The sequence below is a fragment of the Streptomyces sp. NBC_00236 genome (genome assembly GCF_036195045.1).
Taxonomy (GTDB): Bacteria; Actinomycetota; Actinomycetes; order Streptomycetales; family Streptomycetaceae; genus Streptomyces.
Genome location: NZ_CP108100.1, coordinates 7,350,392 through 7,375,643, shown reverse-complemented (window position 1 = coordinate 7,375,643; position 25,252 = coordinate 7,350,392). Strand labels below are relative to the sequence as shown.

The window sequence follows — 25,252 nt, the reverse complement described above, 5'->3', positions numbered from 1 at the left end:
CACCCAACGCGCGATCACCCCGGCCACCCCACACCGGCCGGCGTCCTACGCCTTCACTCCCACGCCTCCGAACGCGTCCACATCGGCCGCCACCGTCGCGCTGTCGGCATCGGGATACCACTCGCTGAGCCGTACGAAGCCGGGCTCGATCATGCTCAGGCCGTCGAAGAGGGTCTCGATCTCCCTGGGCTCACGGACGTAGTACGGGACGGCACCGCTCTCGATGTACGCCTTCTCCGCGGCGATCATGCCCTCGCTGGTCCGCGTGCCGTCGTACACGACGAGGAGACTCCCGGACGGCAGCCCGTCCATGAGCGCGCGCACCACGTCACGTGCCTGGGCGAAGTCACCGGCATGGCCGAGTATGCCGAGCAGCATGAGCGCGACGGGCCGCTCGAAGTCGAGGGTCTTCGCCGCCTCGGCCAGGATGACGTCGGGCCGGTAGAGGTCGGCGTCGATGTAGTCGGTGACCCCCTCCGGCGTGCTGGTGAGCAGGGCCCGCGCATGCGTCAGCACCAGCGGGTCGTTGTCGACGTACACGATGCGCGCGTCCGGGGCGATCGCCTGCGCGACCTGGTGGGTGTTGTCAGCAGTGGGCAGGCCGGTCCCGATGTCGAGGAACTGCCTGATGCCCCGTTCCTGGACCAGGTGACTCACCGACCTGCGCAGGAACTGCCGTCCGGCCACGGCCACATCGACGAGGCCGGGAAAGAAGGCCTTGATCTGGTCTCCGACTTCACGGTCGACCTCGTAGTTGTCCTTGCCGCCCACGAAGTAGTTCCAGAACCGGGCCGAATGAGGGCGTGTGGTATCGATCCGCGCCGATATGCCGACTCGGGCAGGCACTTGGTTCTCGCTCACGGGTGCCTCCTGGCACAAACGGTGTTGAGGGACGCTCTCAACCTAACCCGGTGCCGTGCCCGCCTCTCGGCGCATCAGCCACGGAGACTCGGACAGAACTCCTCGGCCGTCTCACGTCACCGCACCAACTCACCCGGGTTGGGGGACTTGCCCTGCTTCACTGCGAAGTTCGCGTCCTGTGGGGAATCATGCGGATCATGGCCCAACTCGAAGCGCGCGAAGTGCCGCTGCACAAAGTCTTCTGCAGTGACTACGACTTTCGGATCCCCGACTACCAGCGCCCATACGCATGGCAGCCCGAACAGGCCCAGCAGCTCCTGGCCGACCTGGAGGAAGCCCTCCTGCGGGGCGACGGGGAGCCCTACTTCCTCGGCTCTCTGGTCCTCGTCAAGGACAGCGGATCCGCCGAGGCCGACGTCATCGACGGTCAGCAACGTCTGACGACGTTGACCATCCTGCTGGCCGTGCTGCGCGATCTGGCGCAGCAGCCCGATGTGGTGACCAATCTGGTAGCGATGATCTCCGAGCCCGGGAACACGGTCCTGGGTCTGAAGGCCAAACCCCGTCTCACTCTGCGTCCCCGGGACGCCGACTTCTTCCAGCAGCACATTCAGACCGCCGGTTCCATCAGCACACTCCTGGTGCTGAACCCGCACAATCTCAGGACGGACGCGCAGAGGGCTGTCCAGGCCAACGCGCTGGCACTGCACACCGCCTTGGCCTCCTGGAGCGACGAGCAGCGACTCTCCCTGTGCAAGCTGATGGGGGTCCAGACCTTCCTGGTCGCGGTCAGCACCCCTGACCTGGACAGCGCCCACCGGATCTTCAGCGTCATGAACTCCCGCGGCCTCGATCTGTCGCCTGCTGACATCTTCAAGGCGCAGATCATCGGGGAGATCGACGAGGAGGTCTCGGAGACGTACGCCAGGCGGTGGGAAGATTCCGAGGAGAGCCTTGGCCGCGAGGACTTCTCCGACCTCTTCTCCCACATCCGCATGATCTTCTCGGGCGAGCGGGCACGACAGGAACTGCTCAAGGAGTTCCAGAGCCAGGTCCTCGTCCACTACAAGGGCGGTCGCGCCAAGGAGTTCGTGGACCAGGTACTCGTGCCCTATGCCGAGGCGTCGGCGGTGATCCGTGACAAGGCGTACGCGGCCGGAGACGGGTCGGATCAGGTCAATCTGTGGTTCCGCAGGCTCCTGCTGCTGGACAACAACGACTGGTGGCCGGCCGCGCTGTGGGCACTCAGGTCACACGGAGACGATCCGGTGTGGCTGGGTTCCTTTCTCCGGTCACTGGAAAGACTCGCGGCAAGCATGTTCGTCCGACGTGTCTACACCACTCCCCGTGTCCTCCGCTTCGCCGAGTTGCTTACCGAGCTGAAGGAGCTGACCCCGGACAGGAGCCTCGAAGCCCCGGCCTTCCAACTGACCGAGACCGAGCGGGCCGAGACACTGCGCCGGCTCGACGGCGAGGTCTACCACGAGTTGAGGACGCGGCGATACATCCTGTTGCGGCTCGACGAGTTGGTTTCCGAGGACGACATCGTGGCGACCTACGACGCTCCGCGCATCACGGTCGAGCATGTGCTCCCCCAGAATCCCGATCCGCAGTCGCAATGGCGTGCGGACTTCACCACGAGCGAACGCGCTCTGTGGACGCACCGCCTGGCCAACCTGGTGCTGCTCAGCCGTGCCAAGAACTCCCAGGTTCAGAACCTCGACTTCACCGACAAGAAGGAGCGGTACCTCAAGCGGGGCGTCGTCACGTTCCCCTTGACCACACAGGTACTGGGGCAGGAAACCTGGACGCCCGAGCACCTGGAGAAGCGCCAGGTGGAACTCATTGGCCTCCTGGCCGAGGAATGGCAGCTGTAGCACCCCGGGCACGACGTTCGGATTCGCCGACCCGATCGGAGTCCGGTCGCCGCTCGGACTGCCCGTCGCTGCGACGGGCAGTCACAGGTGGCCGCACCTGGCATCGTCCGCGTCGGTTGCCGTGATCCGGCGGTAGAGGGTGAGGAAGAACTCCAACTCTTCGCTCTCCACGGCGCTCGCACGCCCCGAAGCGAGGCGGCTCCGGGCCTCCTGACTCACGCGGCTCAGGTGACCCACGTGGTCCAGGTGGTGCCAGAGCAGGCGGAACGCCTGCTGATGGTCGTAGAGGCTCGTCTCGTACGACCGGCTCGTGATGTGACGGGCCTGAGCCATGAGGGCTCGGAAGGTCTCCCTGTCGCCGGACGAGAGCAGGCCCTTCAGGTGGCGGTGATACACCGCCAGTTCGGGCTCTTCAGCCGCGTCCATACGGATTCCCCCCGATGTGTTCGTCGTCGTTCCTTCACCTGGCCTTCGGCCGGCGCTCGGGGTCACCCGGCCTTCTTCCACTCCGCGCAGCGCTTCGTCTGGAAGTACTCGCCCTTGTTGAGCGTCACCCGGCCCGGCCCCTCCAGGTTGTTGTTGGCGATGATCGCGTCGAACTCACCGCTGGCGTCCTTCAGCCGGGCCCAGTAGCAGCCGAACGATCCGTCGCCGCCCGCGGTCTTGTACGTTCCGGCCGCGATGTCCTCCCCGACCAGGTACTCCCCGTCCCCGCTGAACGTGCTCGGGGGCCCGGGCTTCTCCGTCTTCTTCGGCTTGGCCGTCACGGTCTTGGTGACGGTCGGCGCGGGAGCGGCCTTCGCCGTCTCCCTCGCGGTGGCAGTCGCGGTCGCGGTCACCGTCGGCCCCGGCTTGGCGGAGGCGCCGGCCTTGCCGTCGGCGTCGGCCTCACCGCTGGAGCCGATGCCCGTGCCGACGAGCAGGGCGACGAAGGCGACCGCCCCGTGGGTGACCCACGCCTTGGCACGCGAAGGCTTCCGCGGCGACGGGGCGGGCGGGAGCGGGGCGGTGTACTGGGGGGTGTTGTACGGTCCGGGGCCCTGGTACTGGGGAGAGTTCATGGCGTGCTCCAAGTGAGTGGTGTACGAGTGGCGTACGAGCTGAGTGGGTTCGGGTGGCCGTGCCGGTCCGGATGCGCGGACCGCTGTCACTCCCCGCGGATCCGGCGTCCCGTTTCCGTCGCGGGGTAGAGGATCGCGTCGGCAACGCGGCCGCCGGAGTCCTTGACGCCACCGCTGAAGTTGAGGCGTCCTGTGGCACTCGCCTTGGCGGCGACGCCGTGCCAGTAGCGGGGCTCGCGGTCCCACCGGATGTCGGCGAGAAGCCGGTGCAGGTCCTCGACGCCGAGCGCGTTCATCGGGTCGGCCCACGGGGTGGTGTGGTGCACGGCGATGCCGAGTCCCGCGAGCACCGCCGGGGCGGTGATGGCACTGCGCGAGGCGAAGTGCGGGAAGTGGTCGGAGATGAGCCGGGCCAGTGACGGGACGACGCTCCCCTCGACCTGCGCGGCCCCCGTCCCGGCGGGAAGCTCGTCCTCGTGGACCGTCTCCGCCGAGCGTGAGAGTCCCGTGCGCCCGTAGATCGCGGTGATGACGAGGGCGCGCAGCGCGGAAAGGGTGATGACCTCCGGGTCCGTCTTGCCGACCTGCCGCTTGCTGGCGTTGACGAGCTTCGTGAACGGGACGACCTTGTCGTCGACCTCGACCTTGACGGATTCGGCGAGGCGGTGCGCGAGCCGGGTCGCGAAATCCCGCTGGTCCATGGACATGGCCAGGTTCTTGGCGACGATGACGCCCTGCACGTTCCGGTCGTAGAAGATCTGCCGTGCGTCGGCGACCGACAGATCCACGTACAGCTCGAAGGGGACGCGGATGGTGGCGAGTTCGGCGTACGTGAGCCCGTAGTGCCCGGGGTCGTCGTAGAGCTCGTGCCAGGCCGTCGTCTGCGTCTCGCCGTCGATGGCGACGACGCAGGTGCCGGGCGTGATGGTCAGCGTCCGCAGGCCCGTTCCGGGCAGCAGTTCGTCACTGAGGGCTGCGAGCGGGCCGGCGTGCCAGAAGGTGATCGGCGGTGTGGACCAGCCGGCGCCCAGTTCGCCCTTCACGCCGTCGGCGATGTACTCGGCGTAGGAGCCGACGTTCTTCCCCTTCTGCGTGGACTTCAGCGCCCGCTGCACCAGGGAGCGCAGTTCGGCGTGGCGCCGTACGGCACCGGACGCGGCCTTGAGCGTCTTCGTGTCCTCCTCGCGGCGGGGCGAGGGGACGAGCTGGACGAGGGTCGCCACGGACATGGTCCCGATCACGGCGTCGGTCCGGAACGGCATGACGGTGAGCTGGATTCCTTCGACGACGGTGGTCGGCAGGGTGATCTGCATGGGTGTCTCCCTCGGGATCAGAGGAGCGGTGCGTGGCGTGGCGCGGCACCGCGTCGCAGGCAGGGGCAACGGCACATCAACGGTTCACACCGCGAGGAGCGCGCTGCCAACCGGAAGCTCCATCAGATAAGCACCGCAGTGAAAGCACTGTCAAACCCCTTGAGAGATTTGACGAGCGCTGTAGTCTGTTTACTGTTCACTCCCGAGAGGCCAGGAACCCCCATGCCCCAGCCACCCGCTCAGGTGACCGCCGCCGAGATCTCACGGATCGCCGGGGTCACGCGTGCCACCGTCAGCAACTGGCGCCGTCGGCACGACGACTTCCCAGCCCCGTCGGGCGGCACCGACAGCAGTCCGCTCTACGACCTGGAAGCGGTGCGGGGATGGCTGGAGGCACGCGGCCAGTCGTCCGCTGCCACGCCCTCGGAAGAGCTGCGCACCGTATTGCGACTCCACGGATCCGGGGCCGGCGTGGCAGCCCGCCTGTTCCCTCTCGTTCTGGCGGCGTCGCGCCGAAGCGCGGACGATCTCGCCGCGCTCGACGGCCTGCCCGACTCCGACGTCATCGCCCAGGCCGACAAAGCTGCGGCAGAGCTCGCCGGGGCGGTCCCCGGGGCCGAGGCCACTGGTTTTGGTCCGGATGACGTGGCCGCGCTCCGGGCCCTGGTGCGGTGCGTCTGCGGCGAAGGTGCGCAGAGCGCCCTCAATGTCCTCGCCGAACGCGAACTGGACGACACCGCCTCCAGCGGCACGTACCGCACGCCGCCGAAACTCGCGGACCTCATGGCCCGGCTGCTGCCGGATCGCACGACGCGCGTTCTCGATCCGGCGTGCGGCAGCGGCAGCCTGCTCGCGGCGGCGGCCCGCCGAGGCGCCACGGAGTTGTACGGCCAGGACTCCCTGCCCGTGCAGGCCCAGCGCAGCGCGGTACGCCTGCTGCTCGCGGCCCCCGACGCGCAGGTCACCGTCCGCGCGGGCGACACCCTGCGCGCCGACGCCTTCCCGGACCTTCGGGTCGGCGGCGTGCTCTGCCACCCGCCGTACGGCGACCGCGACTGGGGCCACGAGGAGCTCGCGTACGACCAGCGGTGGGCCTACGGCGTGCCGCCGCGGATCGAGTCGGAGCTGGCCTGGACGCAGCACGCCCTCGCACATCTGGAACCCGGCGGCTATGCCGCGATGCTGCTCCCGCCGGCCACGTCCACCCGTGCCTCGGGCCGCCGCATCCGTGCGGAGCTCGTACGCAGCGGAGCACTGCGCGCCGTTGTCGGTCTGCCCGTCGGCGCTTCGGCGCCACTGCACATCGGCCTGCACCTGTGGGTGCTCCAGCGCCCTGAGCCGGGGGGCACGGGTGGTGCGTCGGTGCTGTTCGTGGACGTGAGCGGGGACCAGCGCGACGGTGCTGCGGGGTCGCCGCAGGACACGCACTCCCGGCCCCGGACCCGTCGAGGCGGGGTGGACTGGGACGCGCTGTCGGCCGAGGTCCTGAGCCACTGGTCCGCGTACAGGCAGGCCCCGGACTCCTTCACCGATACCCCTGGCACGGCACGCGCCGTCGCGACGATCGACCTGGTCGACGACCTCGTCGACCTCACGCCAGCCCGGCAGGTGCGCACCGCGCCCGCCGACCTCGACCCGGCGGAGGTGGCGGGGCGCGCGCAGGAACGGCGCGCGCTGCTCGTCGCCTCCCTCCCCCAGTTGGAGAGCGCGGCGGGCGTCGGCCCCTGGGAGACGGTCGCCGAGTCCTCCCGGGCCTGGCGCACGGCGACGGTCTCCGACCTCGCCCGAGGCGGCGCGCTCTCCTTGCTACGGGCGGCGGTCCCCGGGACCCGCGGTGAGACCGGGGCCGGGGGCAACGGGGAACGCCTGGTGCTCACCGCGTCCGACATCAGCAGCGGCACCGGCCCCTCGGGCACACCGGAGGACCTGCGCACCGACGCGGCGCACACGGTCGCCCCGGGCGATGTGCTGGTACGCGGCGTAGCCGGCGGCAACGGCTTCATGGCCCGCGTCGCGGACGAGGCGGACGCCGAGGCCCTCCTCGGCCACCACATCCACCTGCTCCGCCCGGACCCGGCGCGGCTCGACCCCTGGTTCCTGGCGGGGTTCCTAGGGGCCGAGGCCAACATCGCCGGAGCCTCCACGGGCAGCACCATCCTGCACGTCTCCCCGGGCCGGCTGCGCGTACCGCTGCTTCCGCTGGAGGAACAACGCCGCTACGGGGCCGCGTTCCGCCACACCCACGAACTCCGCACCGCCGCCCGCCGGACGGCCGAGCTCGCCGAGGCCACGGCCCACGCGCTGCTCACCGGCCTGACGGCGGGGGCGCTGCGCCCGCCGCCGGAAGACCCGTTGGCCTGAACGGCAACGCGGCCTTCACACATCCACCACACTGAAGCGCAACCGTCCCGGCCGGTCCGGGTCCATCGAAGGGAACGCGTTGAACAGCAGTAAGCACACGGAGCTGGCGAACCACGCCTGGTCCGTCGCCGACCTCCTGCGCGGCGATTACAAGCAGTCCGACTACGGCAAGGTCATCCTGCCGTTCACCGTGCTGCGCCGCCTGGAATGCGTCCTGGAGCCGACGCGCGAGAAGGTCGCGGAAGCGGTCGTCCGGTGCAAGGAGCAGGAGCTCGACCCGGACTACTTCCTGCCACGTGCTGCGGGCCACTCGTTCTACAACACGAGCAGCCTGACACTGAAGTCGATCGCCGGTGACCCGGACAACGCGGCGACGAACCTCCAGATCTACATCGGCGCCTTCTCGCCGAACGCCCGCGAGGTGCTGGAGAAGTACGAGTTCGCCCAGCAGATCCGCAAGCTGGACAGCGCGAACCTGCTCTATCAGGTCATCGGCAAGTTCACGGACCTGGACCTGCGCCCCGAGGCCGTGTCCAACCACAACATGGGCTACATCTTCGAGGAGTTGATCCGCCGCTTCTCCGAGCAGTCCAACGAGACCGCGGGTGAGCACTTCACCCCGCGCGAAGTCATCAAACTGATGGTCAGCCTGCTCATCGCCCCGGACGGCGACGCGCTCAGCATGCCCGGTGTCGTGCGTACGGTCATGGACCCGGCCTGCGGGACGGGCGGCATGCTCAGCGCGGCCGAGGACCACATCAAGGCGTACAACAAGGACGCCACGGTGGAGGTGAGCGGCCAGGAACTCAACCCGGAGTCCTGGGCGATCTGCCGGTCCGACCTGATGATCAAGGGCCAGGACCCGGAGAACATCGCGTTCGGCAACTCCTTCTCGGACGACGGCCACAAGCGCGAGAAGTTCGACTACCTGCTGGCGAACCCGCCGTTCGGCGTGGAGTGGAAGAAGGTCAAGGAGGAGGTCGAGTACGAGCACGCGAACCTCGGCGACTCCGGCCGCTTCGGCGCCGGCCTGCCTCGTATCAACGACGGCTCGCTGCTCTTCCTCCAGCACATGATCTCGAAGATGAAGCCGGTGGACGTGAACGGCGGGGGCGGCTCGCGCATCGCGATCGTCTTCAACGGTTCACCCCTGTTCACGGGCGCGGCCGGCTCGGGCGAGTCGGAGATCCGCCGCTGGATCCTGGAGAACGACTGGCTGGAGGCGATCGTCGCCCTGCCGGACCAGCTCTTCTACAACACCGGTATCTCCACGTACTTCTGGATCCTGACGAACCGGAAGGACGCCCAGCACAAGGGCAAGGTCGTGTTGCTGGACGCGCGCGACCAGTGGGTGAAGATGCGAAAGTCGCTGGGCGACAAGCGCAAGGAACTGGGCGACGGTACGGGTGGCAAGCCGAACCACATCGGCGACATCACCCGCCTGTACGGGGAAGCGGTGGCAGCGGCGGCGGACGCGGAGCACCCGCTGCACGCCAAGGTGAAGGTCTTCGACAACACGGCGTTCGGCTACCAGCGGATCACGGTGGAGCGCCCGCTGAAGCTGCGGTTCGAGCTGACGGAGGAGACCCTGGCCGCGCTGCTCGCGTCGAAGCCGGTGCAGAAGTGGGCCGAGGAGCGCTTCCTGCCGCGTGAGCCGGAGCTCGCTGCCAAGGCGAAGGTCCGGCGGAAGCTCACGGAGGATGAGGAGGCCCAGTTCCAGAAGCTGGCCGATGCGGAGGTGTCGGTCCTCGGGGGTGCGTTGAGGCCGCTGCTGGGTAGCGAGTGGGCCACCAAGTCCGAGGCTCAGGTGGCGGTGCGGAGCGCAATGGCGGAGGCCGGCGTGCCGGGGCCGACGGGGGCACCGTTCGCCAAGGCTTTTCGGGATGCGGTGGGGGTGCGGGATCCGGAGGGGGAGGTTCAGCTCCTCAAGGGCGGTGCCCCGGAGCCGGATGCGGATCTGCGGGACTACGAGAACGTGCCGTTGGGTGAGGACGTGGAGGAGTACCTGAAGCGGGAGGTGCACCCGCATGTGCCGGATGCGTGGATTGACTACACGAAGACCAAGGTGGGGTACGAGGTTCCGGTAACTCAGCACTTCTACACATACGTACAGCCGAGACCGCTGGCAGATATCGATGCGGACCTCAAAGCTCTGGAGGCTGAAATTCAGACTCTTTTGAGCGAGGTGACGGGGTGAACACCACCGCACGGCCCTTCCCTCATGACGGCGCTCCACTCAGGCGCTTCGTGACCAGCATCACTGATGGACCATTCGGCAGCTCACTAACCAGCAGCCACTATTCCGATAGCGGCGCAAGAGTGATTCGGTTGGGCAACATCGGAACGGCCAGCTTTCGGAACGCTGACGCTGCATACATTCCGCTCGACTACTTCGAATCCCTACGACGACACGAAGTGAAGGCAGGAGACCTCCTCATTGCAGGGCTCGGAGATCTCAATAACCCTGTTGGCCGCGCCTGCCTGGCACCTAACACTGCGAGTCCCGCAATCGTCAAAGCGGACTGCTTTCGCGTCCGCCTGGACGAATCACGACTCTTGCATCGTTACGCGGCATGGGCTCTAAATTCCGCTCCAGTGACTCAGCGAGTGTCATCACTAGCACGGGGCTCCACCAGGTCAAGGATCAACCTGGAAGCAGCACGGGATATCCGAATCCCAGTACCCTCGATCGAGGAACAATTCCGCATCGCAGACTTCCTGGACACCGAAACGAGGAAGCTCGATAATATCGTCAATAAAAAGCGTCGCCTGCTGCACGTCCTGAATGAACGCATCGATAGCAGAGTGCTTGGGCACGTTGGCAGAAGCCGCCTGACGCTGCCGGAGACGGGCGATCCCACGCTTCCGATTCGCCGTCTGCTAACCAAGGTAATTAGACCACCCGTCGCAAACGAGGGTGTTATCACCGCCTTCCGTGATGGGCAAGTAACCGAGCGAAGTCTCCGCCGCTCAGAGGGCTATACCTTGTCAGCCACTACTGAGCCTCAGGGGCAGCACGTCCAAGTTGACGATGTTGTCGTGCATGGCCTCGATGGATTCGCGGGCGCCATCGGCGTGTCCGAGGCCAGTGGAAATTGCAGCCCTGTCTACCACATCTGCGTCCCTGCCTGCGGGGGCGATGGTCGCTTCCTCGCGAGACTTCTCCGACTCCTGGCGTTGCAGGGCTACCTTGGCAATTTCGCCACCAGCACTCGGGAACGAGCCGTAGACTTTCGAAACTGGGATCTTTTTGGGCGAATCAACGTCCCCGTAGTTCCTGCCGCCGAACAAGTCGAAATCGGGGCATGGATCATGCAGTTGCAACCCCTCTGCACTGCAATCGAAAGCTCGGAGAGACTCGCCTCCGAACGCCGCCAAGCCCTCATCACCGCCGCCGTAACCGGCCAGTTCGACGTCTCCACCGCCAGCGGCCGCAACGTAACGGACGGAGTCCCGGCATCGTGAGCCCCATACACAGCGAGTCCGCCTTCGGCGACGCCATCGTCGCAGCCATGACCGAGCGCGGCTGGCACGAGGCGCGACCCGAGGACTATCAGGCCGACCTCGGCCTCGACACCAACGAACTGTTCACGTTCCTCGGCGAGAGCCAGATCCGCGAGTGGGACGAACTCCTCGCCGTCTACGGCAACGACGTCAACGCCGCCCAGCGCGGCTTCGCCCAGCGCCTCGACAAGGCCATCAGCGAAGAGGGCCTCCTCAAGGTCCTCCGCAACGGCGTAAAGGACCGGGGCGTCCGTCTCCGCGTGGCCTACTTCAAGCCGAATCTGGTCGCCGACGACTCCGTGCTCGACGGCTACCGGGCCAACCGCCTCACCGTCGTACGCGAACTCGCCTACGCCACCAAGCAGGCCGACTGGAACAACCGGCTTGACCTGACCTTGTTCCTGAACGGCATCCCCGTCGCCACCGCCGAGCTGAAGAACCCGCTCACCCGGCAGGGCGTCGAGCACGCCAAGGAGCAGTACCGCGCCGACCGCGACCCCACCGAGCTGATCTTCACCCGCCGCGTCATCGCCAACTTCGCCGTGGACCCGGATCTCGTCTTCGTCGCCACCCAGCTCCGGGGCAAGAACACCCGCTTCCTCCCGTTCAACACCGGCTCCAACGGCGCTGGCCTGCCCGGTGGTGCCGGAAACCCGGCCCCGACCGCGTACGGCACCTACGCCACCTCCTACCTGTGGGAGCAGGTCTGGGCGCGGGACAACTGGCTGGACCTGCTTCAGCGTTACGTGCACCAGCAGAAGACCAAGACGCCTGGCGGCGGGACCACCAAGTCGACGATCTTCCCGCGCTTCCACCAGTGGGACGTCGTCAAGAAGCTGACCACTCATGCTTCCATCCACGGCGTGGGCCAGAACTACCTCGTGATGGCGTCCGCCGGTTCCGGTAAGTCGAACACCATCGGGTGGCTCGCCCACCGCCTGAGCGACCTCCACGCCGACACCGATCCCCGCACACTCGACCCCGACGCGCTCGCGACCGGCCGGATCAAGCCGGGCTCACCCGTGTTCGACAAAGTCATCGTCATCACGGACCGCCGCAACCTCGACGCCCAGCTCCGCGAAACGGTCGGCAGCTTCTCGCAGACCGAGGGCCTGGTCGTGAAGGTCGACGAGAAGCACGGTTCCAAGAGCGAGCAGCTCGCCCGCGCGCTGTCCCGCGACACGGGCAAGATCGTGACGGTCACCCTGCACTCGTTCCCGGCGCTGCTGGACTACATCCAGCGCAACCCGACCGAGATCAGCGGCACCAGCTTCGCGATCATCGTGGACGAGGCCCACTCCTCCCAGTCCGGCGACGCCGCCACGGCCGTGCGGGCTGCTCTCCGGGACCTCGGCCTGGACTCCGACTCGGACGACCAGGGCGCGACGGCCGTCACGCTCGACGAGAAGCTGAAAAAGAAGGCCGCGGAGCGCTCGCAGGCCGCCAACCTCTCCTACTTCGCCTTCACCGCAACCCCGAAGGCCAAGACGCTCGAACTCTTCGGCACGGAAGACACCGTGGACGGCAAGGCGGCCTACCGCCCCTTCCACACGTACTCCATGCGGCAGGCCATCGAGGAAGGGTTCATCCTCGACCCGCTGCGGAACTACGTCACGTACAACACGTACTGGAAGCTCGTGAACGAGAACCCGGACGAGCGCGAGGTGGACCCCTCCAAGGCCAACACCCTGCTCGCCCGGTACGCACTCACCCACGAGAGCACCGTCACCCAGCACGCCCAGGTGATCGTCGAGCACTTCCTGACGCACTCCCGCGGTCGGCTCGGCGGGCGGGCCAAGTCCATGGTGGTGACGGCCACGCGGCAGTCCGCCGCGGAGATGGCGCGGGCGATCAAGAGCTACATCAAGGACCGGGAGTACGACACCAAGTACCCGGACCTCGGCGTCCTGGTGGCGTTCTCCGGCTCCCTCACGGTCGGCGACGACACGGACGAGACGACCGAGGCCAAGGAGAACGGCGGCATCCCGGAGAGAGCACTGCCGAAGGCGTTCGCGTACACCCGGGCCGACGACAAGGCGGTCAGCGCGGGCGGGCGGGGGCAGCAGGAGTACAAGATCCTGGTCGTCGCGGAGAAGTACCAGACCGGCTTCGACCAGCCGCTCCTCACCACCATGTACGTCAACAAGACGCTGACCGGCATCTCCGCCGTCCAGACGCTCTCCCGCCTCAACCGCACGGCCGACCGCAAGACGCAGGCGGACCTGGCGGTCCTGGACTTCGTGAACGACGCGCAGGACATCCAGGACGCGTTCCGTCCGTACTTCGAGGAGGCCAACACCCTCCCCTCCGACCCGAACCTGCTCTACACCGCACAGAGCCGGGTCATGTCGGCCCCGATCATCTCCGAGTCGGAGATGGACGAGTTCGCCACCGCGTACTTCGCGGCGAAGGAGAAGGCGGCCGGCTCGCAGGCGAAGTGGGAGAAGCTGCACGCCGAGCTGTACCGGCTTCTCTCCCCCGCCGTCGCCCGCTTCACTCCCCTCCTGGAGAGCGAGGAGGACGACGATGTGGAGACGGCCGAGGACTTCCGCGCGGACCTCAACGACTACGTGCGGAAGTACGGCTTCCTCGCGCAGATCGTCCCCTACCGCGACCCCGAGCTGGAGCGGTTGCACCTCTACGGCCGCTACCTCCTCAACCGTCTCCCCCGCCGCGCGGACGGTGGCGTCGACATAGGGGAGATCGACCTCAGCCACCTGCGGGTGGAGAAGACCGGCGAGCACGACGTGTCGCTCTCACCCGAGGGAGCCGCCGAACTCCCCGGCTTCGGCGACGGCACGGGCGGTGCGGCGGAGGCGGAGAAGTCGCTGCTGTCTGAGCTGATCGACGCGTTCAACGCCAAGTTCGGCACGGAGTTCACCGAGGACGACGTCCGCAAGCCGTTCAAGAAGACGACCGAGGACCCGAAGGTACGGGCCGCGGCCGTCGTCAACGACGAGGCGAACTTCGGCAAGGTCTTCGACCGCGCCTTCGCCGACAACATGGCCGATCACATCGAGTCGACCGCCGGCATAGGGCGCCAGTACTTCGGCCCCGACAAGGACTTCCGGTCCAGCCTGGACCGCAGTGCTCGCCGGGCGGCGTGGCGGATGATCCGCCGCGAGGAGAACGTGGACGAGTAGTCCCGCCCCGCACGGACACGGGAGGGTCCTCCGTTGCGCCTACGCGGCGCGCGGCGGGACCCTCCCGTCGTCGTGTGGTGTTGGTCAGCCGGTGACGAGGCCGACGAACCCGGCCCACGCTTCTGGACCAACGGTCAGCATAGGGCCGCTGAGCTGCTTCGAGTCGCGGATGTGTACGTGGGTGGCTGCGGCGGCTACCTCGACGCACTCGCCGCCTTCGGCCCCGCTGTAGCTGCTCTTGAACCAAGCCAGCTCCCGCGTGGCAGGGCTACCGGTGGTGTTCATAGTTCTCCCAGCAACTTCTCGATGAATCCCAGCGACTCCCGCGGAGTGAGAGCCTGCGACCGGATGATCCCATAACGCGCCGCGACGGAGCGCACCTCATCCTTGTCGGTCAGCAGGATGCTGCGCCCCTGCACCTCCAGATACGCAATTTGGTCACCACTCTTGCGAGTAAGCAAGGTGAACGGTCCATCCAGTCCGGCATTGTCCTCCCGGTCGGTCGGCATGACCTGAACCTCGACACTGCGGTGCTGACCAACCTGCAGAATCCGCTCAAGGACGCCACGAAGCACTGGCCTACCACCGAACGGCCGGCGCAGAACGGCCTCCTCGACCACGAAGCTCACCAAGGGGGCCGGCCACCGAGTGAGAATCTCCTGACGCGCGATGCGAGCTGACACGCGCAGCTCGATCGTGTCCTCGTCCAGAAGGGGCCGCCGCATCGCCAGCAGGGCACGGGTGTACTCCTCAGTCTGGAGCAGTCCGGGCACGGCACTTACCGCGTACAGAAAGAGCTCCAGCGCTTGGGCCTCCAACCGTGCCGCGTCCCGGAAGAACGGCGGGTACTGCGCCCGCGCAAGCTCATCCTTCAACGCCAGCAACAAGCCCCCGGCGTCCAGCACCGGGTCCGCCTTGTCGATGAACGCCGGCTGCGGGATCCGCCGCCCCTGCTCGAACGACGCGATCGACTGCGCCGCGTAGCCCACCAGCTTGCCGAACTCGGTCCGGTCCAGGCCCGCTCGGAGCCGTAACAGCTTCAGCTGCCGTCCGAACGCCATCATCACTCCGGACCCCGGCTCGCCCTCCGGCCGTTCCCCGGTCTCCGCGCCCGTGCCCGGCTCCGCGTCGCCCCGTACCACCGTCATCGCCACCGCCTGTCCCACGCACCCACGTACGTACACGCAGACCGCCTCCGCGTACAAGCAGTCCGCGACGGCGCGTCACCCCTGGTCACGCTACGCCACTGAGGGCCACCGTGGAGTCATGACCAGCAATCCCTCACTCCCCGTGCGCCCACTTCCGACCGCCCAACGCCGCTTCCCGTGGCACCACTTCTCGATGCGCTTCAGCTCCACGCCCCGCGGCGCCCGCCTCGCCCGGCGGCTGGCCGGTGAGCGGTTCGACGCGTGGGGCATCCCGTACGGCAGCGACACGCATGACGCGCTGACGCTCGTCGTCGCCGAGCTGAGCGCCAACGCGGTGTGCCACGGGCTCGTCCCCGGCCGCGATTTCCGGCTGTGCGTGTCCGCCGAGGGCACCGCTCTGCGCATCGAGGTCACCGACACTCGCGGCGAACGCATCCCCGTCCCCACCGAACCGTCGGACGACTTGGACGGCGACGGCGGCCGCGGTCTCGTTCTGGTAGCCGCGCTGGCGGATCGCTGGGGCTGGTACCCGTGCACGGACGGGCCCGGCAAGACGGTCTGGGCCGTTCTGGGAACGGGGCCGGCGCGCCGACTCGACAGCCGCGCGCACCCGTTGCCCCCTGCGGCGCTCGGCCGCGGATCAGTCCTGCCGGGCGTCGGCGAGGGTGTGTAGCCCCCGTCGTCGCCCGTGCGGCACGCCTCCACGAGCTCGGCCGTGCCCTCGACTTGCCCGGGCAGCCGGATCACGGCGACATGATCCGGCTGCAGGCACACCGACAGCACCCACCCGCGTACTGCGAGCTCGCCTACACCGACGCGGACAGCGCGGGGAACACGACCACCGAGCCGTCCTTCTCGCGGGCGATCTCAATGGCCACATCCGTCGTACGGCTGTCGGCCGCCGCGCCGTCACCCAGCCTGCGGATCCGGTTGGCCGCGCGCATCAGGCGATCGACTTCAGCGTTGGTGAAGACGGGCCGCAGACCGCTCGGGCGTCCCAGCTCCAGCGTCGAAAGGCGTTCCAGGACACCGGTCATGCCCGACTCCAGTTCGTCGAGGCGCTGCTGGTCCTTCTTGAGGGCGCCGGCGAAGTTCCTGAACAGGTTGTCAGGGTCACTCTGGGCGTGCTCCACGGCCTGAAGGACGACGACGCGCCGCTTCAGCGCGATGGCCAGGGCGGCGAGTTCGAGGTGGGCGCGGAATCTGCCGCCTTCCTCGTCGATGCCGGGGAAGGACTTGGTCAGTGTGCCGATGTCCACGACCTTGCCCTCGGGCAGATTGTCGAGGGCGCTCCGCCACCGGGCGAGGCGGCGGTCAGCGGCGCCCAGTGCCGTGTTGATGGCGTGCACCGCCGAGTCCAGACCCAGCGAGAAGCCGAGCTTGCCCTGGTCGAGCAGAAGGGCGGTGGCCTTGTCGATGGCGTCGCGGCAGCCGTCGAGTTCGCTGTGCTCGTCGTCGAGCTTCTGTTCGTGCAGTTGCTCCAGCAGCTCCGTGATGTGCTCGATGGCCTGCTGGCGCTTCTGATCGACGTGCGCGCTCACGCCCACCGCCACGGCCATGAGCACGAGCGGCGCGGCCACGGTGAGCGCCACGCTGCCGCCGACCGCGACACCGGCCGCCGCACCGGCCCCACCGGCCGCGCCCGCTGTTGCCGTACCGACCGGAACGAACGTCGTGCCGGCGACGATCTTGCCCGTGGTGGAGTTCACGAGGGGGCCTCGGAAGCCGCAGACAATCCCCTTGGCCGCCATAGGACGGACGGCGCCCTGGCCGTACTGGGCGGCCACCTTCGCCGGGACCACCATGCGGAACAGGCACTCACCGGAAGCGGTCGCCCTGGCCGCCGCGGAGGATCCGCGCGCCGACTGCGTGATGAGCTGCGACAGGTGCTGCGCCAGGGGACTGACGGCGTCGAGCGACATGCCCTTGCTGCGGTCCAGTTGGCCGGGGAGCGGATGCGCCTCAAGTGTGGCAATCGGCTGGTCCGCCAAGCCGGCCAGTGCGCTGCGCAGTTCGCCCAGGCGCGCCGCTGTCATCGGCTCGTCCCCGACCACTTCGGGCACCCGTACGTCACCGGTCGCCAGCGTCCACACCGGAACGCTCGCCTTGCGGTAGTCAATCATCGTCTCCCCCAATTTTCCGACAACAGCGTACGGCCGACCTCCGACAAGAACGGCATGAACCTTGCGGATTCAACCACGGGGGACCGTTCCCACCCACCTGACCGGAAAGAGGCGTTCCGGACACTCCTGCACCGCCGGCGCTGGACTGAAGATCTCCTCACCAGGGACACTTGCCCTTCACCCTGCCGAAAGCCGGTCCATCCAGCCGCGCGCACCGGCCAGCACACGCACACACGGGGGCAATGTGCCGCAGCAGCAGCCGATCGCAGGTCGGTACGAGCTCCTGGAGCCCCTCGACAACGGCGGCATGGGGGACGTGTGGCGCGGCTACGACACCGTGCTCGACCGGCCCGTCGCCGTGAAGCTGATCCGGCAGCAGTCCGTCGGCGGCTCGCAGCAGCTCGCGGAGGAGTTCGCCAAGCGCTTCCGCCGCGAGGCGCGGATCACCGCGCGCATCCAGCACCCCGGTGTGCCGCAGGTCTACGACGCGGTGCTCGATGACACGTACGAGCGGCTGTTCCTGGTCATGGAGCTGGTGGACGGGGTGTCGCTGTCCGCGTACATCGCCCCGGACCGGCTGCTTCCGGTCAGTTGGGCGGTGGCCGTGGCGGCGCAGGTCGCCACCGTGCTCTCCTACGCGCACGAGGTGCCGGTCATCCACCGCGACCTCAAGCCCGGCAACATCCTGGTCGCCCGCGACGGGACGGTGAAGGTCCTCGACTTCGGGATCGCGGCGATCCTGCGGACCGATGTCACCAAGCTGACCGCGACCGGCACGCCCATCGGCACGTACCAGTACATGGCACCCGAGCAGGTGCGCGGCGGGCGGACCACACCGCAGACCGATCTGTACGCGCTCGGCTGCGTGCTGCATGAACTGCTCAGCGGGCGGCTGCTGTTCACGGCTGACAGTGAGTACATGGTGATGCACCAGCACGTGAACGGCGCTCCCACTCCCCTGCGTGTACTGCGCCCCGAGGTGCCGCAGGAGCTGGAGGATCTCGTCCTGCACCTGCTCCTCAAGGCGCCCGAGGCGCGGCCCGCCGATGTGCAGGACGTGTACGAGCGACTGCGTCCCTTCCTGCCGCCGCCCGGCCGGACGCCCATACCCGGCGAGGCCGGACCGGCGGGGGCGCCGGACCCGACAGGGGTCTTCCGCAACCCGTACGCGCCCCGGGCCCGCGCGGGGGCGGGCCGGCCCGCGCCCGTGACCGCCGATCCGGCTGCCGTACCCGCCGCGCCCGTCCCCGTTCCGGCGCAGTTGCGTGCCGAGATCGAGGAGGCGTACGCGCACTCCGACGCGCTCCTGGAGGAGGAGCGGTTCGCCCAGGCCGCCGAGGTGCTCGGGGAGATCATCGAACCCGCCGCCCGCGCGCTCGGCTCGGAGAGCCGGAGGGTCCTGGAGCTGCGGACCGGACGGGCCGCGATCCAGCTGCTCGGCGGGGACTACCGGGCCGCCCTGCCCGAGTTCGACGCGCTGGCGGACGCCTACGCACGCACCGACGGCCCCACCGGCGAGCGGGCCCGCGCCTGCCGCGCCCAGGCCGCACGCTGCCGTGCCAAGATCGGCCAGGTCACCGACGCGCTCGCCGCGCTGCGTGGCCTCCTCGACGTCGTACGCAATGTCGACAGCGATCTCAGCGAGGAGGCCGTCGAACTGCGCCGCGACATCGGCATGCTGCTGCTCGCCCAAGGACAGGCGACCGAGGCCGGCCGGATACTCCGGCCGTTGCACGACGACCTGTGTCTCGTCTTCGGACCCGCCGACGAAATGACCCAGGAGGTCGGCGAGGCACTGGCATTGTTGGGCCTCGGCCTCGGCCTCGACGATTCCGAGTAGTCGGAAATCTCTAGTACGTCCCGGTGGATGTGGAACGATCTTGCTGGTCAGTCGGTGCGGCGCGCCCAAGCGTGAGGGGTCGGGCCATGGGAGGGGCAGAGCATGAACAATCGGAATGCCGACAAGAGCGACGGCGACGTCATCCTGCAGGTTCGCCAGGTGGAGCAGGCACTGCGCACCGTCTACTTGGAACCGGGGCTGCTCGATGCCAGTGACCTGGAAGGGATGCGGCCGGACGAGCGGGAGCCGCGCCTGTTGTCACGCGCGCTGACAGCGCAGGCCGTGCGCATGGTTACAGGGTTCAGTCCGCGGGAAGCAGCCGGCACGGTTATTGACGGCCAGGCCGACAAAGGCATCGATGCCATCGCTGTCGTCGACGGGCCAGATCCGCACGTCTATCTGGTTCAAGGTAAGTGGAGCAAGAAGGGCGCAGCAAAGGGTGAGCGACTGGCTGTCATGGAGCTGCTGGCTGGTCTGCGGCTCATCGACGACGAGGACTTCGCCGCGTTCAATCCGCGCGGCCGCCAGCTGGCGGAGCTCGCCAAGACCGTCATGTCCAAAGGCCCTGTTCCGGTCACTCAGGTTGTCGTTCTCATGCGGGCAGACGACGTGGGTGAGGGGTTCCGTCATGCCTTGATCGATGGAGAGAAGGAGTTCAACCAGCACGGGGACGTGCTGAACCATCGCATCATCCTTGCCCCGGAAGTCTGGGCATCGGTCCGCAAGGACCTAGCTCCCCGGCCGGTTGAGCTCACGGCCGATCTGTTCCCATGGTTCGCGATCAGCGCTCCGTACGAGTCGTATCAAGGTGTCATCGAGGCTGAGCAGGTAGCCCAGTGGGTAGATCACGGATCTGACCTCTTCAACCTCAACATCCGCAATCCGCTTGGCAGAACTCCGATCAACAACGAACTGATCGACACCCTCAATGAGCAACCGGCTCACTTCTGGTACTTCAACAATGGCGTCACCGTGCTGTGCGAATCGGTTGAGAAGACGCAGCAATCCATGCGAACGCCCCACACGCGACCGCTCAGTCTGACGCTGCACAACGCCAGTGTCGTCAACGGCGCTCAGACCGTCAGATCCGTCGCCGAGGCGGTCGCCGGAGATGATGCCGCCGCTTCGGCGCAGGTCGGCGTACGGATCATCGTGACGGGCAAAGCCGCAGACTTCGCCAGACAGACAACTCAGGCCAACAACCGTCAGAACCGTGTGGAGGCGCGTGATTTCATCGCGCTCGACTCGGTGCAGGCAGCCATCCTTGACGAGATGCGAGCCGAACTCGGGCTGGAGTACAGCGTCCGACGCAGCGAGCTGGACCCGCATCCGGACACCGGCTGCTCGGTCGTCGAAGGGGCGTGTGCACTAGCCTGCGCGCATCCTGACAGCCAGTACGCGGCTCGCATCGCATCAACCCTGGACGTGTTGTGGGAGCGGGGAACGCAGGGGATCTACGACACCCTGTTCCGCCCGCAGCCGAGTGCCTACCTCCTGTGGAACACGGTGCAGGTCCTCAGAGAGGTCCGTCGCAACCTTCATCAACTACGGCCTCGCTACGAGGGACGAGGCGTCGCCCTCACCGAGCATGGGGCCTATCTGCTCACGCACTTGGTCTTCCGCAGGCTCGACACCGAAGCCATCGACGAGCCTGACCCAAAATTGGAGTGGGCCGCTCAAGCGATTGCGCGGACTCCGCAGCTGGTGGGTGAGCTACTGCCCGCCGTAGCCTCCACGATCGACGAGCTCTATACCGAGCGCTCGCAGATCCGGGCCGTGTGCGCGGATGTCGACCGCTGCCGCGAGATCGCGGATCAGGTACTCGGCGCCGCTACGGCGGCGGACGGAACCGCGCCTCCGGACAAGTACCGCCGCACACCTGCGCAGCGCAAGCGTCGGCGCCCAAATGCCGTCTCCGTCCTGATCGACAAGGCTGTGCTCTCCGAGGGTGACCCGCTCACCCTCACGACCGGGTACCCGCTGGAAGCCGAAGCCCTCCGGGATTGGCTGGCTGAGGACGAGAAGCGGTCGCGAGCAACGTGGCGCCCGCACCGCACCAAACCGATTCTCTGGGCCGCCGACGGCAAACCGTACTCACCCTCCGGACTGGTCTCCCTCATGTGGAAGCTCGCGCAGTGGGAGAAACGGCCCGTGGCCAACCAAGGAACAGCACGGTGGTCGACTGCTTCGGGCGAGACGCTCGCCGACCTGGCCTGGCGGATTCTCGACGAACTGGACGAGCCGGACGAAGGTTCGGAGCGCGTCGACTGAGTCTGACGGACGTCCCTGGGTGAGCCGCGGCGCTCCGTCCACATCGCGGCCGCCCAGGCGACCCCACCCGCCACCGCGCCCCGTACTTGAGTATGGAGAACTGAACCATGCCCCACCTCGCTTTCGACGTCGGTTTCTGCGCTCAGCTCGGCAAGCTCCAGGGGAGCGTGAAAGAGGGTGTGTTCAGCGCGTGGGAGAAGTTCGAACACCTCACCCTGGACCAGCTGTTCAAGGACCCCGGGCTGAAGCTGGAGAGTCTGAAGCGCGCCCGTGATCCTCATATCCGGACCATCCGGATCGACCAGGGGACGCGGGGTGTCGTCCTCGCGCCTGACAGCGGCGACACGTTCGTGCTGCTCCGCGTGATGCCGCACGACAAGGCGATCGACTGGGCCGTCAAGCAGAAGGCCAGCATCAACACCGTGACCCGGGCCGTCGAGATCCGCGACATCGCGATGCTCGACGAGCTCACCCCCGCGTACGAGCGCATCGCGCCCGCTCCCGACCAGCGGCTGTTCGCGAAGGTGTCCGACGGGGACCTGACCGCGCTCGGGATCGACGGGACGACGCTGCGTCAGGCCCGCGCCCTCACCAACCTCGAGCAGCTGGAGGTCTTCGCGCCGTACTTTCCACAGGACCAGCGCGAGGTTCTCGAATATCTCGCCGCGGGCTTCACCGTGGAGGAGGTGTGGCGGGACGTGGTGTCGGTCGGTCTCTCTGCCGCCCCCGCGGACACCACGCCCGTGGACACCGCAGACTTCGCGACCGCGATCCACCGCACCGGCACCCGCATCGCCCTCATCACCGCGTCCGACGAGCTCCGCGACATCCTCGACAAGCCGTTCGCCGCCTGGCGGGTCTTCCTGCACCCCTCCCAGCACAAGGTCGCCTACCGGGCCAGCTACTCAGGCCCCGCCCAGGTCACCGGTGGCCCCGGCACTGGCAAGACCGTCGTCGCGCTGCACCGCGTTCGCCATCTCCTCGGGTTCCTGCGCGACGGCGAGCGCATTCTGCTCACCACGTACACCAACGTTCTCGTCGACGCGCTGCGCAGCGGTCTCGCGGCCCTAGTAGAGGACCCGCACCTGCGCGACCGGGTGGACATCACCACCGTGGACGCGCTGGCAAGCCGGGTCGTCGCCACGTCGCGCCGCCCACTGCGGGGTGGCGAGGAGCAGACGCGCTGGGAACAGGCCGCGCGAGCCGCCGGCTTCACCGGCACGGCACAGTTCCTCGCCCAGGAGTACAAGCACGTCGTCCTGGCCCAGAACCTGCGGAGCCTGGAGGAGTACGAAGCCGCCGACCGGCCGGGGCGGGGCAGCCGGCTCCCCGTCGCCCAGCGGCTCGTCGTGTGGCGCACGATCCAGGCGTTCTCCGACGGCCTTGCCGCCGACGGCCTGCGCACCTACCTGGGTACGTGTGCGGAGGCCGCCGACCTCCTCGAAGGGCGGCAACCGCTCTACCGGCACATTGTCGTGGACGAGGCCCAGGACCTCCACCCGGCACAGTGGCGGCTGTTGCGCGCCGCCGCCCCGCCACGCCCCGACGATCTGTTCATCGCCGGCGATCCCCACCAGCGGATCTACGACTCGAAGGTGTCGCTGAAGGCGCTCGGCATCAAGGTCACGGGCCGTTCGACGAAGATGCGGAAGAACTACCGCAGTACGCACGAGATCCTGAGCTGGTCCACCGCACTGCTCGTCGGCCGACCCTTCGCACAGCTGGAGGACGACGACCGCAACGAGACGCTGCTGGGCTACCGCTCCGCACTCCACGGGAACGGTCCGGTGGTACACGGGGCCGCTTCGGCAGACGCGGAACTGGACTCGCTCGTAGCGCAGATCCGTGCCTGGACGGAGGCCGGTGTCAGCCCCGGCGACATCGGCGTCAGCGCACGCTTCAACAAGAACTGCGCCAAGGCGATCGAACGGCTGACGGCCGCAGGCATCCCCGCAGCGCCACTGCGGTCCGGAGCCGCCGAGGACGCGCCCACCGTACGCATCGGAACCATGCACTCCTTCAAGGGGCTGGAGTTCCGCTGCGTGGCAGTGATCGGCGTGCACGACGGGGCCCTGCCCTACCCCGGGGCCGTCACGTCGGCCGATGTGGACCGGCTCCAGCACGAGGCCGATCTCATGGCCGAGCGCTGCCTGCTCTTCGTCGCCTGCACCCGGGCCCGGGACGGGCTGTACGTGTCCTGGTCGGGGAGTCCGAGTCCGTTCCTGGTCGAGGCGGGGGCGGTGGCCTGAGTGACGGGCGTCCCTCCCCGCAGGGCCCGCGCGTCGTGCCGTCCAGGATCGGCCGCTGTCACGTGGTGGGAGACGTTTCGACCTTGAACATGGCGTGCTCCAGAGCCTCGTCGAACTCGAGGACCCCGGGCTGATCGTCGGGCACCATGAGGACTGTCGTGGCACGGACGAACTCTCCGGGCCTGGGTTCCGGCGCGTCGAGGAAGCTCTTCTTCTCCAGCCCTAGTTCGGCGCAGTCGACCCCGATCGCCTGGTCGACGTTCTCGGTCTCGCCGTCCTTGCCGGTCCAGCGTGCGTCGGCGAGGTACGTCGTCTTGAACGTCTGGTTGCTCGTGTTCTTCACTTTGAACTCAAGGCAGATGTACGTCGTCCCCGGATCGGCCGTCGCCGGTGACAGGTACTCACCCTGCGGGATCCGATGCGCCTGCTTCACGTCCGTCAGTGTCACCTCGGCTGAACTCGCCGGGATGTCGAGCACCTCGTTGGGCGTGACCGCCACAGGCAGGGTCTTGCCCTCCTTGAGCGTCCGCACGTCATCCGGGGGCGGGGTGGCGGAGGATGCCTCGGCCACCGGAGCGGCCCTCTCGGTTCCTGGCGCTGGTCCTGCGGCAGCCTCCGGCCCGCCGTACCCGACCAGCATGCAGCTTGCGGCGGCCAGCGCCATCAGCAGCGGGACACGATTACCGGGCCTGCCTCGTCCTTGGTACATGGCAAGGTTCCTTCCGACCATCCACCAGTCTGCGCCTGTGAGGCGCTCGCCGCAGTTCGGAGGCTCGACTGTCCGAGTCCGATCCCGTCCGGTCCCGCCGCTCGGGTGGGGGTTGTCCCCCAGGGCCCCTGGGGGACAACCCCCACGAAGGTAGGGGAGAAACCGGGTCGTGCGGAGGACGCCTGGTCCGTAGGTTCTGGAGTGGAATAGGCGCACCGCTTCACACAGCCTTCGGAGGCCCACTCGTGACCGCCCCTTCGCCCCACCCGACGCGCACGCTTCACCCGGCCCTGACGGCCTTCGTGCGCTTTGTCATCTGTGGTGGCGGGGTCGGGGTCGCCTCCAGTGGTGTTCTGGTCCTCCTCCACGACCGGATGCCGCTGGTGCTCGCCAACGCACTCGTCACCGTCGTGTCCACCGTGATCGCGACCGAACTGCACAGCCGGATCTCGTTCCGCAGCGAGCGCCGCGGGTGGGGTGTCCACCTTCAGTCGGGCTTGACCGTGGCGGTGAGTTACGCGTTCACGACCGGGGCCCTGTTCTGCCTGTACGCGGTCCGGTCCGAGCCTTCGGCCCTCGTTCAGCAGACCGTCTACCTGTCCGCGTCGGGGATCGCCGGCGCCGGGCGGTTCGCGTTGCTGCGGGTCGTCGTCTTCGGGGAGCGCACGGCGGGCGGGACCCGGAAGGCTCCGTTCGGCAAGGCTTCCGTGGCGATGGCTGCCTGAGCGCGACACCGGTCGGTGGATCAAGCCGCCGGCCACCTCGGGCGCATCCCCTGTCCTCGCCGCCGTT

General features: G+C 68.0%; 18 protein-coding genes. 10 read left to right on the top strand and 8 right to left on the bottom strand.

The genetic code is table 11. The features are described from left to right. Positions 1 to 45: 45 nt before the first annotated feature. Complete coding sequence (locus OG446_RS32835; RefSeq protein WP_328897429.1) at positions 46 to 861, bottom strand: SAM-dependent methyltransferase; 816 nt, start codon at positions 859 to 861, stop codon at positions 46 to 48. 197 nt (positions 862 to 1,058) lie between these two features. Between OG446_RS32835 and OG446_RS32830 the strand changes: the two genes are divergently transcribed. Continuing rightward, entirely contained in the window at positions 1,059 to 2,738 is a 1,680-nt protein-coding gene (locus tag OG446_RS32830; protein WP_328897428.1) for a DUF262 domain-containing protein, read from the top strand. 81 nt (positions 2,739 to 2,819) lie between these two features. Here the strand turns inward: OG446_RS32830 and OG446_RS32825 are convergent, their stop codons facing one another. The 3 genes from OG446_RS32825 to OG446_RS32815 form a co-directional block, all read right to left on the bottom strand. Beyond that, positions 2,820 to 3,164 carry a hypothetical protein gene (locus OG446_RS32825; protein ID WP_328897427.1) on the bottom strand — a complete coding sequence of 115 codons (345 nt, stop codon included), beginning with the start codon at positions 3,162 to 3,164 and terminating at the stop codon, positions 2,820 to 2,822. A gap of 62 nt (positions 3,165 to 3,226) precedes the next feature. Continuing rightward, complete coding sequence (locus tag OG446_RS32820; protein WP_328897426.1) at positions 3,227 to 3,799, bottom strand: hypothetical protein; 573 nt, start codon at positions 3,797 to 3,799, stop codon at positions 3,227 to 3,229. 86 nt (positions 3,800 to 3,885) lie between these two features. After that, positions 3,886 to 5,112, bottom strand: a complete 1,227-nt coding sequence (locus tag OG446_RS32815) for a DNA sulfur modification protein DndB (protein ID WP_328897425.1) — start codon at positions 5,110 to 5,112, stop codon at positions 3,886 to 3,888. Between the two features lie 222 nt (positions 5,113 to 5,334). Here OG446_RS32815 and OG446_RS32810 point away from each other — a divergent pair, with 222 nt between their 5' ends. The 4 genes from OG446_RS32810 (at position 5,335) to OG446_RS32795 (ending at position 14,120) form a co-directional block, all read left to right on the top strand. Then, positions 5,335 to 7,473 carry an N-6 DNA methylase gene (locus tag OG446_RS32810; RefSeq protein WP_328897424.1) on the top strand — a complete coding sequence of 713 codons (2,139 nt, stop codon included), beginning with the start codon at positions 5,335 to 5,337 and terminating at the stop codon, positions 7,471 to 7,473. Between the two features lie 79 nt (positions 7,474 to 7,552). After that, positions 7,553 to 9,670 carry a type I restriction-modification system subunit M gene (locus tag OG446_RS32805; protein ID WP_328897423.1) on the top strand — a complete coding sequence of 706 codons (2,118 nt, stop codon included), beginning with the start codon at positions 7,553 to 7,555 and terminating at the stop codon, positions 9,668 to 9,670. Continuing rightward, complete coding sequence (locus tag OG446_RS32800; protein ID WP_328897422.1) at positions 9,667 to 10,938, top strand: restriction endonuclease subunit S; 1,272 nt, start codon at positions 9,667 to 9,669, stop codon at positions 10,936 to 10,938. Before OG446_RS32805 ends, OG446_RS32800 begins: the two co-directional genes overlap by 4 nt. Continuing rightward, positions 10,935 to 14,120 carry a type I restriction endonuclease subunit R gene (locus tag OG446_RS32795; RefSeq protein ID WP_328897421.1) on the top strand — a complete coding sequence of 1,062 codons (3,186 nt, stop codon included), beginning with the start codon at positions 10,935 to 10,937 and terminating at the stop codon, positions 14,118 to 14,120. Before OG446_RS32800 ends, OG446_RS32795 begins: the two co-directional genes overlap by 4 nt. 84 nt (positions 14,121 to 14,204) lie before the next feature. On the opposite strand, the gene OG446_RS32790 is transcribed toward OG446_RS32795, so the two are convergent. Both OG446_RS32790 and OG446_RS32785 read right to left on the bottom strand, forming a co-directional pair. Continuing rightward, on the bottom strand, positions 14,205 to 14,405 hold the full coding sequence (locus OG446_RS32790; RefSeq protein WP_328897420.1) for a DUF397 domain-containing protein: 201 nt from the start codon (positions 14,403 to 14,405) through the stop codon (positions 14,205 to 14,207). Then, positions 14,402 to 15,268 (bottom strand): helix-turn-helix domain-containing protein, encoded by an 867-nt coding sequence (locus OG446_RS32785; protein WP_328897419.1) that lies wholly within the window; start codon positions 15,266 to 15,268, stop codon positions 14,402 to 14,404. Before OG446_RS32785 ends, OG446_RS32790 begins: the two co-directional genes overlap by 4 nt. Positions 15,269 to 15,386: 118 nt before the next feature. Here OG446_RS32785 and OG446_RS32780 point away from each other — a divergent pair, with 118 nt between their 5' ends. Beyond that, positions 15,387 to 15,941 carry an ATP-binding protein gene (locus OG446_RS32780; RefSeq protein WP_328897418.1) on the top strand — a complete coding sequence of 185 codons (555 nt, stop codon included), beginning with the start codon at positions 15,387 to 15,389 and terminating at the stop codon, positions 15,939 to 15,941. A 133-nt stretch (positions 15,942 to 16,074) separates the two neighbouring features. On the opposite strand, the gene OG446_RS32775 is transcribed toward OG446_RS32780, so the two are convergent. After that, complete coding sequence (locus OG446_RS32775) at positions 16,075 to 17,391, bottom strand: hypothetical protein (RefSeq protein WP_328897417.1); 1,317 nt, start codon at positions 17,389 to 17,391, stop codon at positions 16,075 to 16,077. Between the two features lie 244 nt (positions 17,392 to 17,635). Between OG446_RS32775 and OG446_RS32770 the strand changes: the two genes are divergently transcribed. From OG446_RS32770 to OG446_RS32760, 3 genes are all read left to right on the top strand, one after another. Continuing rightward, entirely contained in the window at positions 17,636 to 19,231 is a 1,596-nt protein-coding gene (locus OG446_RS32770; RefSeq protein WP_328897416.1) for a serine/threonine-protein kinase, read from the top strand. A 102-nt stretch (positions 19,232 to 19,333) separates the two neighbouring features. Then, on the top strand, positions 19,334 to 21,502 hold the full coding sequence (locus OG446_RS32765; RefSeq protein ID WP_328897415.1) for an AIPR family protein: 2,169 nt from the start codon (positions 19,334 to 19,336) through the stop codon (positions 21,500 to 21,502). 107 nt (positions 21,503 to 21,609) lie between these two features. Continuing rightward, complete coding sequence (locus OG446_RS32760) at positions 21,610 to 23,751, top strand: UvrD-helicase domain-containing protein (protein ID WP_328897414.1); 2,142 nt, start codon at positions 21,610 to 21,612, stop codon at positions 23,749 to 23,751. A gap of 58 nt (positions 23,752 to 23,809) precedes the next feature. On the opposite strand, the gene OG446_RS32755 is transcribed toward OG446_RS32760, so the two are convergent. After that, positions 23,810 to 24,460: a hypothetical protein gene (locus OG446_RS32755; protein WP_328897413.1), complete on the bottom strand. Its 651-nt coding sequence runs from the start codon at positions 24,458 to 24,460 to the stop codon at positions 23,810 to 23,812. A gap of 245 nt (positions 24,461 to 24,705) precedes the next feature. Here OG446_RS32755 and OG446_RS32750 point away from each other — a divergent pair, with 245 nt between their 5' ends. Beyond that, complete coding sequence (locus tag OG446_RS32750) at positions 24,706 to 25,185, top strand: GtrA family protein (RefSeq protein WP_328897412.1); 480 nt, start codon at positions 24,706 to 24,708, stop codon at positions 25,183 to 25,185. The last annotated feature ends 67 nt before the right edge of the window (positions 25,186 to 25,252 follow it).

Coding starts and splice junctions, on each gene's coding strand:
- OG446_RS32775 (WP_328897417.1), bottom strand. CDS start 17,391: ATGATTGACTACCGCAAGGCGAGCGTTCCGGTGTGGACGCTGGCGACC.
- OG446_RS32765 (WP_328897415.1), top strand. CDS start 19,334: ATGAACAATCGGAATGCCGACAAGAGCGACGGCGACGTCATCCTGCAG.
- OG446_RS32780 (WP_328897418.1), top strand. CDS start 15,387: ATGACCAGCAATCCCTCACTCCCCGTGCGCCCACTTCCGACCGCCCAA.
- OG446_RS32815 (WP_328897425.1), bottom strand. CDS start 5,112: ATGCAGATCACCCTGCCGACCACCGTCGTCGAAGGAATCCAGCTCACC.
- OG446_RS32810 (WP_328897424.1), top strand. CDS start 5,335: ATGCCCCAGCCACCCGCTCAGGTGACCGCCGCCGAGATCTCACGGATC.
- OG446_RS32830 (WP_328897428.1), top strand. CDS start 1,059: ATGGCCCAACTCGAAGCGCGCGAAGTGCCGCTGCACAAAGTCTTCTGC.
- OG446_RS32755 (WP_328897413.1), bottom strand. CDS start 24,460: ATGTACCAAGGACGAGGCAGGCCCGGTAATCGTGTCCCGCTGCTGATG.
- OG446_RS32790 (WP_328897420.1), bottom strand. CDS start 14,405: ATGAACACCACCGGTAGCCCTGCCACGCGGGAGCTGGCTTGGTTCAAG.
- OG446_RS32820 (WP_328897426.1), bottom strand. CDS start 3,799: ATGAACTCTCCCCAGTACCAGGGCCCCGGACCGTACAACACCCCCCAG.
- OG446_RS32760 (WP_328897414.1), top strand. CDS start 21,610: ATGCCCCACCTCGCTTTCGACGTCGGTTTCTGCGCTCAGCTCGGCAAG.
- OG446_RS32785 (WP_328897419.1), bottom strand. CDS start 15,268: ATGACGGTGGTACGGGGCGACGCGGAGCCGGGCACGGGCGCGGAGACC.
- OG446_RS32825 (WP_328897427.1), bottom strand. CDS start 3,164: ATGGACGCGGCTGAAGAGCCCGAACTGGCGGTGTATCACCGCCACCTG.